The organism is Variovorax sp. KBW07, assembly GCF_003852515.1.
In the GTDB taxonomy this organism is placed as follows: domain Bacteria; phylum Pseudomonadota; class Gammaproteobacteria; order Burkholderiales; family Burkholderiaceae_C; genus Variovorax.
In genome coordinates, this window is record NZ_QAJK01000151.1 from 13026 (window position 1) to 28649 (window position 15624).

The 15624-nt window shown below is 62.8% G+C and carries 15 protein-coding genes and 2 riboswitches; of the genes, 14 read left to right on the forward strand and 1 reads right to left on the reverse strand.

Annotated features, from left to right (window positions below):
- Window positions 1–7 precede the first annotated feature (7 nt).
- Window positions 8–1309 carry a D-amino acid dehydrogenase gene (locus tag DBV14_RS27345; RefSeq protein ID WP_124464082.1) on the reverse strand — a complete coding sequence of 434 codons (1302 nt, stop codon included), beginning with the start codon at window positions 1307–1309 and terminating at the stop codon, window positions 8–10.
- 91 nt (window positions 1310–1400) lie between these two features.
- Window positions 1401–1516, reverse strand: a riboswitch (glycine riboswitch).
- Window positions 1517–1549: 33 nt separating this feature from the next.
- Window positions 1550–1639: riboswitch (glycine riboswitch) on the reverse strand.
- Between the two features lie 116 nt (window positions 1640–1755).
- Here DBV14_RS27345 and rfbB point away from each other — a divergent pair.
- The 14 genes from rfbB to DBV14_RS27415 all read left to right on the forward strand — a co-directional run bounded on the left by rfbB (window position 1756) and on the right by DBV14_RS27415 (window position 15607).
- Window positions 1756–2826 carry a dTDP-glucose 4,6-dehydratase gene (gene rfbB, locus DBV14_RS27350; protein WP_124464083.1) on the forward strand — a complete coding sequence of 357 codons (1071 nt, stop codon included), beginning with the start codon at window positions 1756–1758 and terminating at the stop codon, window positions 2824–2826.
- Window positions 2823–3713 carry a dTDP-4-dehydrorhamnose reductase gene (rfbD, locus tag DBV14_RS27355; protein WP_124464085.1) on the forward strand — a complete coding sequence of 297 codons (891 nt, stop codon included), beginning with the start codon at window positions 2823–2825 and terminating at the stop codon, window positions 3711–3713. The genes rfbB and rfbD overlap by 4 nt, the downstream gene beginning before the upstream one ends.
- A gap of 20 nt (window positions 3714–3733) precedes the next feature.
- The gene (rfbA, locus tag DBV14_RS27360) at window positions 3734–4621 is read left to right on the forward strand and encodes a glucose-1-phosphate thymidylyltransferase RfbA (protein WP_124464087.1); all 888 of its coding nucleotides are present in this window, start codon (window positions 3734–3736) and stop codon (window positions 4619–4621) included.
- Window positions 4618–5166 (forward strand): dTDP-4-dehydrorhamnose 3,5-epimerase, encoded by a 549-nt coding sequence (rfbC, locus tag DBV14_RS27365; protein ID WP_124464089.1) that lies wholly within the window; start codon window positions 4618–4620, stop codon window positions 5164–5166. Before rfbA ends, rfbC begins: the two co-directional genes overlap by 4 nt.
- Window positions 5167–5349: 183 nt before the next feature.
- Window positions 5350–6975: a DUF563 domain-containing protein gene (locus DBV14_RS27370; protein ID WP_124464091.1), complete on the forward strand. Its 1626-nt coding sequence runs from the start codon at window positions 5350–5352 to the stop codon at window positions 6973–6975.
- 19 nt (window positions 6976–6994) lie between these two features.
- Entirely contained in the window at window positions 6995–7432 is a 438-nt protein-coding gene (locus tag DBV14_RS27375) for an FdtA/QdtA family cupin domain-containing protein (RefSeq protein ID WP_124464093.1), read from the forward strand.
- A 4-nt stretch (window positions 7433–7436) separates the two neighbouring features.
- Window positions 7437–8537 (forward strand): DegT/DnrJ/EryC1/StrS aminotransferase family protein, encoded by a 1101-nt coding sequence (locus DBV14_RS27380; protein WP_124464095.1) that lies wholly within the window; start codon window positions 7437–7439, stop codon window positions 8535–8537.
- Between the two features lie 13 nt (window positions 8538–8550).
- On the forward strand, window positions 8551–9495 hold the full coding sequence (locus tag DBV14_RS27385) for a glycosyltransferase (protein WP_124464097.1): 945 nt from the start codon (window positions 8551–8553) through the stop codon (window positions 9493–9495).
- A gap of 139 nt (window positions 9496–9634) precedes the next feature.
- The gene (locus DBV14_RS27390) at window positions 9635–11341 is read left to right on the forward strand and encodes a glycosyltransferase 61 family protein (protein WP_124464099.1); all 1707 of its coding nucleotides are present in this window, start codon (window positions 9635–9637) and stop codon (window positions 11339–11341) included.
- A gap of 15 nt (window positions 11342–11356) precedes the next feature.
- On the forward strand, window positions 11357–12469 hold the full coding sequence (locus tag DBV14_RS27395; RefSeq protein ID WP_124464101.1) for a DegT/DnrJ/EryC1/StrS aminotransferase family protein: 1113 nt from the start codon (window positions 11357–11359) through the stop codon (window positions 12467–12469).
- 28 nt (window positions 12470–12497) lie between these two features.
- Complete coding sequence (locus tag DBV14_RS27400) at window positions 12498–13199, forward strand: WbqC family protein (RefSeq protein ID WP_124464103.1); 702 nt, start codon at window positions 12498–12500, stop codon at window positions 13197–13199.
- Between the two features lie 2 nt (window positions 13200–13201).
- A complete protein-coding gene (locus DBV14_RS27405; RefSeq protein WP_124464105.1) occupies window positions 13202–14164 on the forward strand; it encodes a glycosylase in 963 nt (320 codons plus the stop codon).
- A 10-nt stretch (window positions 14165–14174) separates the two neighbouring features.
- On the forward strand, window positions 14175–15131 hold the full coding sequence (locus tag DBV14_RS27410) for a hypothetical protein (protein ID WP_124464107.1): 957 nt from the start codon (window positions 14175–14177) through the stop codon (window positions 15129–15131).
- Complete coding sequence (locus tag DBV14_RS27415; protein ID WP_124464109.1) at window positions 15128–15607, forward strand: N-acetyltransferase; 480 nt, start codon at window positions 15128–15130, stop codon at window positions 15605–15607. The genes DBV14_RS27410 and DBV14_RS27415 overlap by 4 nt, the downstream gene beginning before the upstream one ends.
- Window positions 15608–15624: the final 17 nt, after the last annotated feature.

A 15624-nucleotide genomic window follows, 5' to 3' on the forward strand; every position in this document is an offset into this window, starting at 1 on the left:
AGCGCGATCAGGCGGGTTGCAGTGCGCGCGGCGCGGGCGCCGGCATGCCGGTGAATGCGAAATCGACCTCGGGCGCCAGACCGCTCACGATGCGCGCGATCGACTTGCCCGAGCCGCAGGCGTGCGTCCAGCCGAGCGTGCCGTGGCCGGTGTTAAGGTACAGGTTCGGCAGCTTCGTCTTGCCGATCAGCGGCACGTTGCTCGGCGTGGCGGGGCGCAGGCCGGTCCAGAACTGGGCCTGCGTGGTGTCGCCGGCGCCGGGGAACAGCTCTTCGACGCGGCGCACGATGGCCTCGCAGCGCACGCGGTTCAGGTCGCGGTCGTAGCCGTTGAGTTCGGCCGTCCCGGCGATGCGCAGGCGGTCGCCCGACTCGGAGGTGTAGCGCGAGAACACGAGCTTGAATTCATCGTCGGTCAGCGAGACCTGGTGGGCCTTCGATGCGTCTTTCACGGGCAGCGTGACCGAGTAGCCCTTGGCCGGGTAGATCGGCAGGCGGATGCCCAGCGGCGCGGCGTACAGCGGGCTCAGCGAGCCCATCGCGAGCACGAAGGCGTCGCCGCGGATGCGCTGGAAGCGGCCTTCGGCGTCGGTGGCTTCGACGTGGTCGATGCTGCCGCCGGCTTCCCGCAGCGCCGTCACCGTGTGGCTCATCAGGAACTTCACGCCGGCCGCGGCGGCCAGGCCCACGAGTTCGCGCGCAAAGCGATTGGCGTCGCCCGATTCGTCTTCGGCCGTGTAGGTGGCGCCTGCCAGCTTGGGGCGGATGTGGGCCAGGGCCGGTTCGAGCTTCACGGCCTCGTCGGCGGAGATGACCAGCCGCTCGCAGCCGAGCGCGCGCATCTGCTCGGCGGGCTTGAGGGCGCCGTCGAATTCTTTCTGCGTCGTATAGAAATGCAGGATGCCCTGGGTGCGCTGGTCGTAGTTCAGGCCGGTGTCCCGACGTAATTGCTGCAACGTATCGCGGCTGTAGGTGCCGAGGCGAACGATCTGCTCGATGTTATGGCGGGTGCGCGCCGGCGTGCATTCGCGCAGGAACTGCAGGCCCCACAGCCACTGGCGCATGTCGGCGCGAATGCGGAACAGCAGCGGGGCGTCTTCCTTGCCCAGCCACTGCAGCACCTTGAGCGGCGCGCTCGGGTTGGCCCAGGGTTCGGCATGGCTGACCGAGATCTGCCCGCCGTTGGCGAAGCTGGTTTCGGCGGCGGGCGTGGCCTGCCGGTCGATCACGGTCACTTCGTGGCCGAGTTGCTGGAGGTAGTAAGCCGAGGTCACGCCGAGCAGGCCGGCGCCAAGAACGATCACGCGCATTTCAAGTACCTTTGAGGTTGCAGCGCTTGAATGGCGGATGTGGTGTGCTATTGAATCAATAGCAAGCAACCGGACGTCCGCCGTCCAAGTTGCCGCTCCCCCTGTCCTCGGTACCTGAGAGATTCATCTGTTGCAATGTTGCAACAGATTTGCTCCTTCGGTGCATCGCGACCAAGGGTGGTGCGATGGCTCTCCAGACGGCGTTTCGATGGTCTGCAGTACTGACCCCTTGCCGAAATCTTCGAGACTTCGTCGGGCCGACCTGAGCGTTTATGGGAGTTTGCGCCTTCGGTAGGGCCACCTTGTGGCCCGCTCTCCTGCAGTCCCGGGATTGTAGGCGGCGCTTACATCGGCGCCAACTCCGGGATTTCAGCCTGTCTGGCCGATGGGATAATCGCCTGTTGATTTGTCACAGTGCAAATCGTTCCACAACAACAGGGGACCCCATGATCCTGGTTACCGGCGGCGCCGGCTTCATTGGCGCCAATTTCGTACTCGACTGGATCGCGAACAGCGACGAGCCGGTCGTGAACCTCGACAAACTGACCTACGCGGGCAATCTCGAGACCCTCGCGTCGCTCAAGGGCAACCCGAACCACATCTTCGTGCAGGGCGACATCGGCGACAGCGCGCTGCTCGACCGCCTGCTGGCCGAACACAAGCCGCGTGCCGTGATCAACTTCGCGGCCGAGTCGCACGTCGACCGCTCCATTCATGGCCCCGAAGACTTCGTGCAGACCAACGTGCTCGGCACCTTCCGCCTGCTCGAATCGGTGCGCGGCCACTGGAGCGCGCTGCCGGCGGAACAGAAGGCGGCTTTCCGCTTCCTGCACGTCTCGACCGACGAGGTCTACGGCTCGCTCTCCAAGACCGACCCCGCCTTCACCGAAGAGCACAAGTACGAGCCCAACAGCCCGTACTCCGCCAGCAAGGCCGCCAGCGACCACTTGGTGCGCGCCTGGCACCACACTTATGGGCTGCCGGTGCTCACCACCAACTGCTCGAACAACTACGGCCCGTTCCACTTCCCCGAGAAGCTGATCCCGCTCATGATCGTCAACGCGCTGGCCGGCAAGCCGCTGCCCGTGTACGGCGACGGCATGCAGGTGCGCGACTGGCTCTACGTGAAAGACCACTGCAGCGCCATCCGCCGCGTGCTCGAAGCCGGCAAGCTGGGCGAAACCTACAACGTCGGCGGCTGGAACGAGAAGCCGAACATCGAGATCGTCAACACCGTGTGCGCGCTGCTCGACGAGCTGCGCCCCAAGGCCGACGGCAAGCCATACAAAGAGCAGATCACCTACGTTACCGACCGCCCCGGCCACGACCGCCGCTACGCCATCGATGCGCGCAAGCTCGAAGCCGAACTCGGCTGGAAGCCCGCCGAAACCTTCGACAGCGGCATCCGCAAGACCGTCGAGTGGTACCTCGCGAATGGCGAGTGGGTGAGCAACGTGCAAAGCGGTGCGTACCGCGAATGGGTCGAGAAACAGTACGACGCAAAGGTCGCTGCATGAAGTTGCTGCTGCTGGGCAAGGGCGGACAGGTCGGTTGGGAGTTGCAGCGCAGCCTTGCGCCGCTGGGTGAACTGGTCGCGCTTGATTTCGACAGCACCGATTTCAACGCCGACTTCAGCCGCCCGGAGCAGCTGGCTGAGACAGTGCTGAAGGTTCGCCCCGACGTCATCGTCAATGCCGCGGCGCACACGGCCGTCGACAAGGCCGAGAGCGAGCCTGAGTTCGCGCGCAAGCTCAACGCCACCTCGCCGGGCGTGGTGGCCCAGGCCGCCCAGCAGATCGGCGCGCTGATGGTTCACTACTCCACCGACTACGTCTTCGACGGCAGCGGCAGCAAGCCCTGGAAGGAAGACGATGCCACCGGGCCGCTCAGCGTGTATGGCCAGACCAAGCTCGAAGGCGAACAACTGGTGGCCGCGCACTGCGCCAGGCATCTGATCTTTCGCACCAGTTGGGTCTATGCGGCGCGTGGCGGCAACTTTGCCAAGACCATGCTGCGGTTGGCCAAGGAGCGCGACAAGCTGACCGTCATCGACGACCAGTTCGGTGCGCCGACCGGTGCCGAGCTGCTGGCAGACATCACCGCGCACGCCATTCGCGCGACGCTGCAGGATTCGTCCAAGGCGGGGCTCTATCACGCGATCGCGGGTGGAGAAACCAGTTGGTACGGGTATGCGCGCTTCGTGCTCGAGATGGCGCAGCAGGCCGGTGTCGAACTCAAGGCCGGGCCCGATGCCGTCGAGGCGGTGCCGACCAGTGCATTCCCTACGCCGGCGAAGCGGCCGCATAACTCGCGGCTCGATACCTCCAAGCTGCAGGCCACTTTTGGCTTGCGCCTGCCGCCTTGGCAGGACGGCGTTGCGCGCATGCTGCGCGAAACTCTCTGACTCACTCGCAAAGAAAACACATGACGCAACGCAAAGGCATCATCCTGGCCGGTGGCTCGGGCACCCGACTGCACCCCGCCACCCTGGCACTCAGCAAGCAACTGCTGCCGGTGTACGACAAGCCGATGATCTACTACCCGCTGAGCACCCTGATGCTCGGCGGCATGCGTGACATCCTGATCATCAGCACGCCGCAGGACACGCCGCGCTTTCAGCAGTTGCTGGGCGATGGCAGCCAGTGGGGCATCAACCTGCAGTACGCGGTGCAGCCGAGTCCGGACGGCCTTGCACAGGCCTTCATCATCGGCGACAAGTTCCTGGGCAACGACCCCAGCGCATTGGTGCTGGGCGACAACATCTTCTATGGCCACGACTTCGCTCACCTGTTGAGCAGCGCCAATGCGCAGGAGGCCGGTGCCACCGTGTTCGCGTACCACGTGCAAGACCCCGAGCGCTACGGCGTGGTCGCCTTCGATGCACAAGGCAAGGCCAGCAGCATCGAAGAAAAGCCGCTGAAGCCCCGGAGCAACTATGCGGTGACCGGCCTTTACTTCTACGACAACCAGGTGGTCGATATCGCCAAGGCCGTGAAGCCCAGCGCCCGCGGCGAACTCGAGATCACGGCCGTCAACCAGGCCTACCTCGACCTGGGCACGCTCAACGTGCAGATCATGCAGCGCGGCTACGCTTGGCTGGACACGGGCACGCACGAGAGCCTGCTGGAAGCCGGCCAGTTCATCGCCACGCTGGAGCATCGCCAAGGCCTGAAGATCGCCTGCCCGGAAGAGATCGCGTGGCGCCACGGCTACATCGACAGCGAGCAGTTGGCCAAGCTGGCGGCACCGCTGCAGAAAAACGGCTACGGCAAATATCTCAGTCACCTGCTGGCCGAGGGAGTGCGTCCATGAAGGTCACGCGAACGGCCATTGCCGACGTGCTGTTGATCGAGCCCAAGGTGTTCGGCGACGCGCGCGGCTTCTTCTTCGAGAGCTTCAACCAGAAGGCCTTCGACGAGGCGATCGGGCGGCATGTCGATTTCGTGCAGGACAACCATTCGCGCTCCGCCAAGGGCGTGCTGCGCGGGCTGCACTACCAGCTGCAGCAGCCGCAGGGCAAGCTCGTGCGCGTCGTGCGCGGTGCCGTGTTCGACGTGGCCGTCGACATCCGCAAGTCGTCGCCTACCTTCGGGCAGTGGGTCGGCAGCGAGCTGTCGGAGGAAAACCACAAGCAGATGTGGGTCCCACCGGGCCTGGCGCACGGCTTTCTCGTATTGAGCGAATCTGCCGATTTCCTCTACAAGACGACGGACTACTATGCACCGGCGCACGAGCGTTGCATTGCATGGAATGACGAAACCCTGTCCATTGCCTGGCCCGACATCGGAATGGCGCCCTTGTTGTCCGCCAAGGATGCGGCCGCGCCGACCTTTGCAACGGCCGAAATGCCGGAATAGGCAGCAGGCGGAATTTCGATTTTCAGGTGCTGCCGGATCGCATTCGGCGGCGCACAGGGCGTCTCCAAAAAACAGCCAGACAACGATGAGCTCACATATCGACTTTGCGCAATCGGCCGCGTGTGCGGGGCATTGCAGGGTGACGCTGGTCAACGGGTCTGGCGGCATGAAGGCGACGAGCTCGTGAGAAACGCTCCAGCCCAGGAAAAGAAAGCAAATCTGCTCGAGGCAGCCAAGGGCGCGATCCGCAGGCGGATTCCGCGCAAGATGCCGTCCCTGGCCGAGCTTTTCGACGCCGATTGGTACCGCAAGAGCCTCCAGGCCCATGAGGCGGTAGCCAAGCCCTGGGAGCATTTCCTCGCCGGTGGCTTTTTGCGGGGCAATCCCAATTCGATGTTCGATACCAATTGGTACCTGGATCGTCATCCGGAGCTGCGCGCCGCGCAAAAGAACCCGCTGCAGCATTACCTCGAAATTGGAGAGCGGACCGGCAATCCGCCCAGCCCACGTTTCGATCCGCAATGGTATCTGGACGAATATCCGGACGTAGCGGCCACCAACTTGAGCCCTTTGCTGCATTACCTGAAGTTCGGTGCAGCGGAAGGGCGCCTGCCCCAGCGGCTTGCGCACTTCGATTCGGTGTCGGCGCTTTCGAGATTCCTGGCTGCCCTGTCGCCTTCCTTTGCAAACAAGCCCTGCTCCGTGGATTTGCCGGTGAATTCGGTTTATTCACTGGCTTCGGGAGAGACGGGCGCCGCGCGTATTTTTCATCAGGCACCTGGTGGGTTCTGTGAAGGTGTCGACGGCGCGCCAAAATATCCGAAAAGCGCTTTTGTCGCCGAAATCGATGACTCGATTCTCATTGCGGGAACGCGCTATCTGATCGGGCCGGGTGAGCAAATTCTGCATGATGAAAATGCGCATTTCATCAATCAGCCTGATGCCGCCATCAAATATGGGAAGGCAACGCGCTCACCGACCCCAGGGCATCTGAACATCGAAGTCAATGTGCGGCAGGCGGCTTGGTTGGAGTCTGGCCTCAACATCATGCATGAATATGAAAATAATTACTTTCATTTCATTGCTGAAACAATTCCAAGGATGATTCTTGCGGAAGAGGCGGGTGTTCCTGCGGATATTCCCTTTCTTTCGACGAACGAACTGCATCCGAATATTCAAAGGCTTTTCGAGCTTGCCAATGTCGGTAAACGGCCTACCATCGTGCTGGAAAAGGGAACCTTGTACCGGGTCAAGCACATGTACTATCCATCGGACCTGACATCCGTCGTCGATGCATACGAGGGTGGCTGGATGGCGCGCCAGACCGGATTGGACATCGGGCGCATCCGAAAAGGCGTCGACCGTTTGCGGGCGGCATTTCCCGTTGATGCTTCTGCCCGAAAAAGAAAGATCTTCGCAGCTCGCGATGGCAGCTACCGTAAGCTGCTGAATCAAGAAAGCATCGAGAAGCGCATTTCGGACATTGGATTCGAAGTGCTGCGAACTGATGACTTGGACGCTGAAACGCAAATCCGGATATTCCAGGAGGCGGAAGTCATCGTCGGGCCCACGGGTGCGCAATTGACCAATCTGGTCTGGTGTCGGCCCGGCGTCCGCGTGATTGTGTTGGCTTCCGATCACCCGAGTCATCAGCTTTATTTCTGGCAGCTTCTCGGCCGAGTGTCTGGCGCGACGGTAACGATTTTGCAAGGGCCCCGAGCCTATGCGCGGGACGATATTTACAGCGTACACGATGACTACCGTGTCGATGAGGATGCGGTAATTGCCGCGGCCTCCGGCACGGAATAAAAAAGCAAAGGGATCTACCATGGAAGAGATAAAAAATCCAAAACATTCGTTGAGCAACGCTGTTGAATTGCTCGACCTGGAGCGATTGAGCGATCCTCGCGGCAACTTGACGTTTGTCGAGGGTGGCCGGCATATTCCTTTTGATGTCAAGCGGGTCTATTATTTGTACGACGTGCCTGCCGGTGAATCGCGAGGCGGCCACGCGCACCATGAATTGCAGCAATTGATCATTGCGGTGGCCGGCAGCTTCGACGTTGTTCTCGACAACGGGTACGAAAGAAAAACGGTCACCTGCAATCGGCCATTCCAGGGAATTTTCATGAAATCGCTGGTGTGGCGAGAATTGGAGAATTTTTCTTCCGGTGCCGTTTGCCTGGTTCTCGCTTCCATGCGGTACGAGGAATCCGATTACATTCGCAATTACGACGACTTTATTTCTGTGGCGCGCAAAGGATAAATTTATGATTCCGTTTTTCGACATTCACGCTGGCCATGCCGAACTGGCGAATGAATTCACGCAGGCTTTCTCCAGGGTCATGGCCAGCGGCCACGTGATCATGGGGCCGGAGGTCGTCGCCTTTGAAAAGGAATTCGCCGCCTATTGCGGCGCCAAACATTGCATCGGGGTGGGCAACGGCCTCGATGCATTGGCGCTGACGCTGCGCGCGCGCGGCATCGGCCCGGGCGACGAAGTGCTGGTGCCCTCGCAAACGTTCATTGCCTCGTGGCTGGGCGTGTCCATGGTGGGCGCGACGCCCGTGCCCGTCGAGATCGATCCAGCCACCTACCTGATGGACCCGGCACGCATCAAGGAAAAGCTCACGAGCAAGACCAAGGCGATCATGCCGGTTCACCTGTACGGCCTGCCGGCCGCCATGGACAAGATCAACGAGATCGCGCGCCCGCTGGGCCTCTTCGTTCTCGAAGACGCGGCGCAGGCACACGGCGCCACCCACAACGGCAAGCGCACCGGCACGCTCGCCGACGCGGCCGCCTTCAGCTTCTATCCGACCAAGAACCTCGGCGCCATGGGCGATGCGGGCGCGGTGGTGACCAACGACGACGAACTGGCCGCCAATCTGCGCATGCTGCGCAACTACGGCTCCAGCCAGAAGTATGTGCACGAAGTCGCCGGCGTGAACTCGCGGCTGGACGAACTGCAGGCCGCGCTGCTGCGCACGAAGATCGACCGCCTCGATGCGTGGAACGACAAGCGTCGGGCCCTGGCCGCGCGGTATTCCGAGGGCCTGAAGGGCGTCGGCGACCTGCGCGTTCCGTATGTTCCCGCGGACAGCACGCACGTGTTCCACCTCTACGTGATCAGCACCCAGCGCCGCGCGGAACTGTCGGCCCACCTGACCGCGCAGGGCGTGCAGACGCTGGTTCACTACCCCATCGCGCCTCACATGCAGGGCGCCTACGCAGAGCTCGGGTTGCCGGCCGACAGCCTGCCCCTGGGTACCGCCGCCTCCAACGAGACCCTGTCGCTTCCCATCTGGCCGCAAATGAAGCCGGAGCAGGTCGACGCCGTGGTGGGCCATATCCGCAGCTTCTTCGCCTGAACCGGATCGCTGCATGCCGTCCGCGCTGGTCACTGTCGTCATTCCCATCTTCAACCAGGCGGAGTTCGTCGTTGAAACCGTGGGCAGCGCCGTTCGGCAAACCTGTCGCGACCTGCAAATCGTGGTCGTGGACGACGGCTCGACCGACGGGAGCGCCGACCGGTTGGCCGCCGAGTTCGGCGATCGCATCCAACTGCTGCGACAGAAGAACGGCGGCCCCTCGGCGGCGATCAACGCGGGCATCGCGGCGGCCACCGGGTCGTTCATTGCACTGCTGGGCGGCGACGATGTCTGTGTAGACGACCGCATGGACATCCAGCTGGAGATCATGCGAACGACGACGCACGACATCGTCTTCTCGAAGCCGTTGCTGATCGACGGTTCCGGGCGACCGCTGGACGATGCCTCGTTTCCGGTGTTCTTCGACGAGCGGCCGGACCAACCCCTGCTGCGCACTCTGCTGCTCGAGGGCAACTTCCTGTGTGCGCCCACTGCGTTCATGCGCCGCGAAGCGGTGCAGAAGGTCGGGCTGTTCCGTCCCGGCCTGATCCAGCTGCAGGACTACGACTACTGGCTGCGCGCCGCGGCAGCGGGCCTGAGCCTGGCGGAAACCGGACCGCGCGTCGTCAAGTACCGCAGGCACTCGGCCAACCTTTCGTCACCGCGTGCGAGCCTCGCATCGACCGCGGAGTCGATCCCGATCTTCAAATCGGTCCTGGACACGGGCAGCCCGGCCGAATTCCGGCGGGCCTTTCCCTATCTTTTCGAACCCGTGGCAGATCCGGCTTCCCCGCTGACCACTTTCGACAAGGCGCTCTTCCTGCTCTCGCATCCCCGCAACGAGATGCGCATGGTCGGTGTCGAGTACCTTGTCGAGCTGTCCGAAGACCCGGACTTCCTTGCCAAGGCAGAGCGTTTCGGCCTCCAGCTTCCACGGTTCCTCCAGAACGCCCTGTGAGAGGGAGGGCACTGCTTGCGGTGCCGCCCGATCAGGAACAATCCCGTCTCATGCGGTCCAGAACGATTTAACGATGACTATTCGAGCAAAGCTCAAGACAGCGGCACGCAGGCTTTTCGGATCCGCGCCCGATGCACCGGTGCCGGCCGTCGTGCCGCCGGTCGAGACTGTGCTCGAACCTCGTGCGCCCGAGCCTCGGATCGACATCTACGCGGAACACGCCAAATGGATGGCGCTGGCAGGGGGGGGCCGTTTCGACGAGGCTATCGAACTGTGCCTGGCCACGATCGCGTCACCGGACACCAATTTCGTGGCCTCGCTCTTCCTGGGCCACGCCTACGCGCAGACGGGTCGACCGGCCCAAGCCCAAAGACACCTGCAGGCGGCGGTGGTGCTGAACCGCGACGACTACTACGCGAACCTGCTGCTTGCGAATGCCGAGAGCGCGCTGGGCAACCGCCACGAGGCGATCCTTCACTACATGCGCTGCTGCAGGCTGCCAGTCGAATCCATCGTCGAGCCTTTCGAAGCCGCCATGAAGCTTGCGAAAGAGCACCCCGAAAGCGATGACGGCGTCGCGCTTTCCGCGCTCTTCGACGAGTTGCTGGCGCGAGGCAAGCTGCCCGAGCCGATGGCGCTGCAGTTCCTGTTCTTCTGGCGACGCGATGCGGACCTGGCCCAAAGGCTCGTTCCCGGGGGCGAGAGCGGCGAGCCGAAGCCCTCGTTCAGGCGCATCCATTCCGTCGAAGCCTGGGCCCTTGGCAACGGCCTGCCGTATGTGCGCCTTGGCGAGCCAGCTTCCATCCGCCTGGTCGCGCCGACGGAAGCCTATGCCGACGATCCGCAGGAAAAGCACGTGCTCGCGAGCGAGCCCTACATTGCTGAAATACGGGATGCCACAGTCGTCGGCAACTCGAGCCTCGTCTATGTCGGTGACCACGACGTTTTGTCCGATGTGGTCGCGCATGCGCAATACGGTAATCAGGTCAGCCTCGAATACGACAAGACGGTGCTGGCCCAGCGCCCCGATGCATTGCTGCTTTCACCCCTGGCCGAGCCGGCGCACCTGGCGGAAGGGGTCATGCTTGCCGGCCTCGCGAGCAATGCCTACGGCCATTGGTTCGCGGAGTTCCTGCCCAAGCTGCGCCACTTCGAAAAGCATCCGCGTTTCCAGGGTTTGCCGATCATCGTGGACGCCGGCATGCCACCCTCGCATTTCGACTTTCTGGCAGCGCTTGTGGGCAATCCCCTGCATCGCCTGGAGAGCGGGGCCGCGCTGTCGGTCGGCTGCCTGCACCTGGCGCCGACGACCACCTTCTTTCCCGTCGAGCTCTTCAGGGACCATACGGTGCCGCCGGAGCACCAGGCGTCCTGGACCGCGGAGGCCATGCGGTACATCAAGGAAGGTGTCGCCAGGAATCACTCGCCTTCCGACCGACGTGCGCGCAGGCTCTTCCTGTCGCGCAAGAACAGCTCCTGGCGCATCTTGCGAAACGAGGGCCAGATCATCGAGGCCCTGCAGGATCTGGGCTTCGAGACCATCTTCCTCGAGGACTACGATTTCGCGCGGCAGGTGCGGACCTTCGGCGAGGCCGAGATCATCGTGGCGCCCAACGGCTCCGCGCTCAACAGCCTCATCTTTGCGTCGACCGAGGTGAAAGCGCTCATCCTGGGCCAGCAGAACAGCTTCAACTGGGGCGGTTGGCTGGGCCCCATCCTCGACCTCGGCTTCAAGCCCGAGTTCATGGAGGGCGAAGCGACCGAAAGCACCAGCTTCAAGCATTCCGACTATGTCGTCCCGGCGGACAGGGTGCGCGCGAAAGTGCTCGCCATGCTGGGCTCCTGAAGTTTCAAAAGAAAAATGCCAATGACCAAGCCTGTCTATGTGACCCAGCCCTACCTGCCGCCGCTGGACGAGTTCCTGCCTTATCTGCAGCAGATCTGGGACAACAAGATCCTCACCAACGGCGGGCCGTTCCATCAGCAGCTGGAAAAGGCGCTGTGCGAGTACCTCGGCGTGGAGCACATCGCGCTCTTCACGAACGGCACGATCGCGTTGGTCACGGCGCTTCAGTCGATGCGCATCACCGGCGAAGTCATCACCACGCCCTACTCGTTCGTGGCCACCTCGCACTCGCTGCTGTGGAATGGCATCAAGCCGGTGTTTGCCGATGTGGACCCGCGCACGCTGAACCTCGACCCGGCACGCATCGAGGCGCTGATCACGCCGCAGACCACGGCGATCATGCCGGTGCATTGCTACGGGCATCCCTGCGACACCAAGGCCATCCAGACGATCGCGGACACCTACAACCTGCGCGTGATCTACGACGCCGCCCATGCCTTCGGCGTGCAGGACGAAGGCGGCAGCATCCTGCGGCACGGCGACATGTCGGTGCTGAGCTTTCACGCGACCAAGGTCTTCAACACCTTCGAGGGCGGTGCCATCGTGTGCAAGGATGCGATCACCAAGACCCGCATCGACCAGCTCAAGAACTTCGGACACGTGGGCGAAGTTACCGTGGTGGCGCCGGGCATCAACGGGAAGATGAGCGAGTTCAATGCCGCGCTGGGCCTGTTGCAACTCAAGCACCTGCAAACCGCGCTGGACCTGCGCCGGACCATTGACAGCGCCTACCGCCGCATGCTCGCCGGTGTGCCGGGCATCGTGTGCCTTCCCGACGCCGGGGAATCGGTGGCCAACTTTGCGTACTTCCCGATCCTCGTGGGACCGGAATACAGCCAGTCGCGCGATGAGCTCTACGCCCGCCTGAAGGAACACGACGTTCACCCGCGTCGCTACTTCTACCCGCTCATCTCGGAGTTTCCGATGTACCGGGGCCTGCCGACGGCCAGCCGCGATCACCTGCCGAATGCGAGCCGTGCGGCCGACCGCATCCTGTGCCTGCCGATCTATCCGGACCTCGGCCTTGACCAGGTCGAACGCATCGTCGACCTGATCGCGACGCCATGAGCGTGCCGACGGAACGGATGGAGACGCGATGAAGGTCGGGATCATGCAGCCGTACTTCCTGCCCTACATCGGCTATTTCCAGCTGATTGCGGCGGTGGACCTGTTCGTGGTGTACGACAACATCAAGTACACAAAGAAGGGCTGGATCAATCGCAACCGGTTGCTGCAGGGCAGCGCGGACGCGGTTTTCTCGCTGCCGCTGAAAAAAGACTCCGATGCACTGGACGTCGTCGAGCGAGAGCTGGCTGCCGACTTCAACCGGCAGAAGCTGCTGAACCAGTTCATCGGTGCCTACCGTTCCGCGCCGTGCTTCGAGCCCTGCATCGAGCTCGTGCGTTCGCTCGTCATGAATGAAGAAGCGAACCTCTTTCGCTACATCCATGCCTCGATCGTGCAGACCTGCGAGTACCTCGGCATCGACACCCGCATCGAGATCTCTTCCGATGTAGCGGCTGACCATGCGCAGAAGGGCGAAGACCGCGTGCTCGCCATCTGCGCGGCTTGCCATGCCGACACCTACATCAACACCATCGGCGGCCTGGAGCTCTACTCGCGCGAGCGCTTCGCCCAGCAGGGCATCGCGCTGCAGTTCATCCGGTCCCTGCCCATCGAGTACAGGCAGTTCGGCAAGGATCCGTTCGTGCCGTGGCTATCGATGGTCGACGTCATGATGTTCAATCCGGCTGACGAGATCAAAGACTCGTTGCTGACGAAATTCGAATTGGTCTGAATATGTTCAAGTGGAAAAAACTGGGCAAGGTCTTCAGCCCCGGCCCGCAACACGGCCGTGAGTGGCTCAACGAGTTCGCGCAAGCGCCCGCAACCTTGCTGTTCGACGACTTCGTGCGCGTGTATTTCTCGTGCCGGCCCAAGGCCGATGCCAAGGGCCAGTACGTGAGCTACTCGGCCTTCCTGGACCTGGACCGCCGCGACCTGTTCAAGGTGCTGAACGTCAGTGCGAACCCGATCCTTCCGCTGGGGCCGCTGGGGGCGTTCGACGAATTCGGCATCTACCCGGTTTCGGTAGCGCGCGATGGCGCGGACGTTCGCGCCTACTACGCGGGGTGGACGCGCTGCGAGTCGGTGCCGTTCAACGTGGCCATCGGCGGTGCGATCAGCCACGACAACGGGGAAACCTTCACCAAGCTCGGCATCGGGCCGGTGCTGGGGTATTCGCCCAACGAGCCTTTCGTGATGAGCGGCCCGAAGATCCGCCGCTTCAACGATCGTTGGTACCTCTGGTATATCGCCGGACGCAAGTGGAAGGTGGTCGAGGGCCGCGCCGAACCGGTCTACAAGATCCGCATGGCAACGTCCGACGACGGCGTCACCTGGCACAAGGAAGACCGGGACCTTATCGAGAGCCGCATAGAGGAAGACGAGGCGCAGGCCAGCCCCGATGTGTTCTTTGCCAACGGCAAGTACCACATGTTCTTCTGCTACCGGTACAGCGCCGGCTACCGAGGCAAGACCTTCGGCTACCGCATCGGCTATGCCTCCAGCCCCGACCTGCTGCACTGGACGCGCGACGACGACAAGGCCGGCATCGACATCTCCGAGGCGGGCTGGGATTCGGAAATGATCAGCTACCCGCACGTCTTCGAGGTGGATGGGCAGGTCTACATGGCCTATCTGGGCAACCAGGTCGGCCGCGAGGGCTTCGGCCTCGCAGTGCTCGACGGAAAGCTGGAGTGAGGAAATGGCAATGAAGTGGAAGAGGCTGGGCAAGATATTCGACCCGACGGAGCACGCGCTCCCCAACGGCTGCGTGCAGTTCGCGCAGTCGCCGCAGACGCTGGTTTTCGACGACTTCGTACGGATCTATTTTTCGACGCGCGCCGTCGATCCGAAAAACGGCAAGTTCCTGAGCCACGTTGCATTCGTCGACGTCGCGGCCGATCTGCGCACCGTGATCCGCGTGGCCGACAAGCCGGTCATCCCGCTGGGCGAGTTGGGCTGCTTCGACGAGCATGGCATCTTCCCGATCAACGTAGTGCGCCACGACGGAAAGATATCGGCCTTCACTTGCGGCTGGAACCGGCGCGTCTCCGTGTCGGTCGATACCGCGGTCGGCCTGGCCGAGAGCCACGATGACGGCCTTACCTTCACAAAGCTCGGCCATGGGCCGGTCATGGGCGCGTCGCTGCACGAGCCCTGCCTTGTCGGCGATGCCTTCGTGCTGCCGGTGGATGGCGTGTTTCACATGTGGTACATCTTCGGCACCGGCTGGAAGCAGTACGCCGATGGTGCCGCCCCTGATCGCACCTACAAGATCGGCCACGCCACCTCGACCGACCGGGTCAACTGGACCAAGGAAGAAGCGCGGCAGATCGTCTCCGACAGCCTGGGGCCCGACGAGAGCCAGGCGTTGCCGACGGTCGTCAAGATCGGCAGCCGGTTCCACATGTTCTTCTGCTTTCGCCAGTCGTTCGACTTTCGCGCGACCAAGGGCCGCGGCTACCGCATCGGCCACGCGTGGTCGGACGACCTTTCCAACTGGACGCGCGACGACGACAACCCGCGGCTGGACATCCCCGAGGCGGACTGGGACTCGGACATGCAGTGCTATCCGCATGCATTCACCTTCCAGGACAAGGTCTACCTGCTCTACAACGGCAACGAGTTCGGGCGTCGCGGCTTCGGGCTCGCCGTGCTCGAGTGACGTGGGAAATGGCTCGGCAGGGGAGCATTGAACTGGCGGTCGACCGGGCCTCGGCTGACCAGATCGCCCGGCATCTTCGGGAATGCAGCGACAGCTTCGTGCCGCCGCTCGCCGAGCGCGTGGATATCGCGGCCTACGCCGAAAAAATCGCCAGCAGGGCGATCCGCTTCGAGGCCTGGGACGCGGCGCTGGGCCTCGTCGGGCTGGTCGCGGTGTACGACAATGCGGGGCTCGACGTCTTCGTGACCAATGTCAGTGTCGCGCCTTCGTGCCGCGGCGCAGGCTTGGCACAGTGCCTGTTGCAAAGCTGCTTCGACCGCTTGGACATTCCTAGTGCGAGGCGCTACAGGCTCGAAGTCAATCAGCACAGCGAGGCAGTGGTCCGCCTGTACACCCGCATGGGTTTCACCCCGGTATCGCAGGCGGGCGACCTGATCAGCATGGAGCGCCCGGCGACGGGCAAGGACAAAGAATGAGCACAGAACGCAACTAC